Raw genomic sequence first — 1593 nt, 5'->3', positions numbered from 1 at the left:
CGTCGCCGCCATTCATACCTGGGCGGCATCAGCCCACTCGCGTTCGAAGCCAAGGTGGCATAATGAGATAGGTGACCGGCGCAAAACCGTTACAAGTCCATCGAGGCCTCGGTGACCTCGTGGATCCGGCCGAGGCCGTGGCAACGCGGGCAGGCGCCTTCGGGCGTGTTGGGCGAGAAGGCTTCGGCCTCGAGATGGGCTTGACCCCGCGGATAGTCGCCAGCGCGCGAGTAGAGCATTCGCAGCAGGTTGGAGAGGGTGGTAACGCTGCCGACCGACGATCGGGTCGTCGGCGATCCGCGCTGCTGCTGCAACGCTACCGCGGGCGGTAGGCCCTCTATCTGGTCCACCTCGGGTACCTCCATCTGGTGAAACAGGCGGCGCGCATAAGGCGAGACCGATTCCAAATAGCGGCGCTGCGCCTCGGCATAGAGGGTGGAGAAAGCGAGCGACGACTTGCCCGATCCCGATACGCCGGTGAACACGACCAGAGCGTCGCGCGGTATATCGACGTCTACGTTCTTGAGATTGTGCTCGCGCGCGCCGCGTACGCGGACGAAACCGGGGGCCTTGGTATCCCGCATGCGAACCTCCTGGATTGCTGAGACGCTTGGGCGCTCGGCTCGGTTGCAAACGCCTACAACATCGGGAGGCGAGACGGTCTCGGGCCGAGTGGGAATGCTTCGTCAATCCGTGCTAGGTCGGCGGTCGTCAGCCGTAACACGCCCGCGCCGGCATTGTCTTCGGCATGCTTGGTGCTGGAAGCCTTGGGGATTGCCAGCAATGCTGGTTCCCGCACGAGGAAGCCGAGCGCCACCTGGCGCGGGGTCGCGCCATGGGCTGCTGCGATTTCTTCCAGCACGAGGCCGCCCGCCGTTCGTGGGTCGGGGAAGTCGCCATGGCCGAACGGGCTATAGGCAACCACGGTGACGCTGTGATTGTCGCACCAAGGCAGTACGGCGTGCTCGATCGCGCGCTCTCCTAGGTTGTAGAGAACCTGATTGCAGGCTATCCGGCCCTCGCCGCCGGCTTTCCAGGCAGCATCGAGATCGGGCACGTCGAAGTTGCTGACGCCCCAGGACAGAATTTTGCCCTGTTCGCGGAGGCGCTCGAAGGCGGCGAAGGTTTCCTCCAGCGGGTGCTGGCCCCGCCAATGCAGAAGGTAGCAGTCCAGCCTGTCGGTCCGCAGACGCGCGAGCGAGCGCTCGCAGGCCGCCACCGTCCCGGCACGCGAGGCGTTGCTCGGCAGAACCTTGGAGACGAGGAAGACCTCCTCACGGCGCCCGGCTACCGCCTCGCCGACCACGATTTCGGCGTCGCCGTACATCTCGGCGGTGTCGATATGAGTCATTCCGAGGTCGAGACCTCGGCGCAGGGCGGCCACTGCGCTGGGCCTGTCCGCGTCGTCGATGTACCAGGTTCCCTGACCGATCACCGCAACCTCGTGCGGCACAGGGCCGAATGGGCGTCGCTCCATGATCTCCTGTCCCGGTTGTCAACGGCACAGTAATTTTCCCCAGAACGGGCAAAGTAAAATTCCCCACTTTGCGGTTTGAGGTTCACGATGTGGGCATGGGTGCAGCTCCATCTTTG

2 protein-coding genes are annotated in these 1593 nt (G+C 64.5%); both read right to left on the bottom strand.

Annotation, left to right across the window (positions count from 1 at the left end):
- Positions 1–89 precede the first annotated feature (89 nt).
- Entirely contained in the window at positions 90–584 is a 495-nt protein-coding gene (locus tag ACFO3E_RS15915; protein ID WP_465269443.1) for a P-loop NTPase family protein, read from the bottom strand.
- A 53-nt stretch (positions 585–637) separates the two neighbouring features.
- Positions 638–1477, bottom strand: coding sequence for an aldo/keto reductase (locus tag ACFO3E_RS15910; RefSeq protein WP_066529981.1), 840 nt, complete (start codon positions 1475–1477; stop codon positions 638–640).
- Between the last annotated feature and the right edge of the window lie 116 nt (positions 1478–1593).

It is taken from the genome of Sphingobium tyrosinilyticum (genome assembly GCF_042654265.1).
GTDB classification, from domain to species: Bacteria; Pseudomonadota; Alphaproteobacteria; order Sphingomonadales; family Sphingomonadaceae; genus Sphingobium; species Sphingobium tyrosinilyticum.
This window is presented reverse-complemented; position numbering and strand designations above follow the sequence as displayed.

What these genes read in the sequence shown, in the direction of transcription:
- ACFO3E_RS15915 (WP_465269443.1), bottom strand. Translation starts at nt 584, where the DNA reads ATGCGGGATACCAAGGCCCCCGGTTTCGTCCGCGTACGCGGCGCGCGC.
- ACFO3E_RS15910 (WP_066529981.1), bottom strand. Translation starts at nt 1,477, where the DNA reads ATGGAGCGACGCCCATTCGGCCCTGTGCCGCACGAGGTTGCGGTGATC.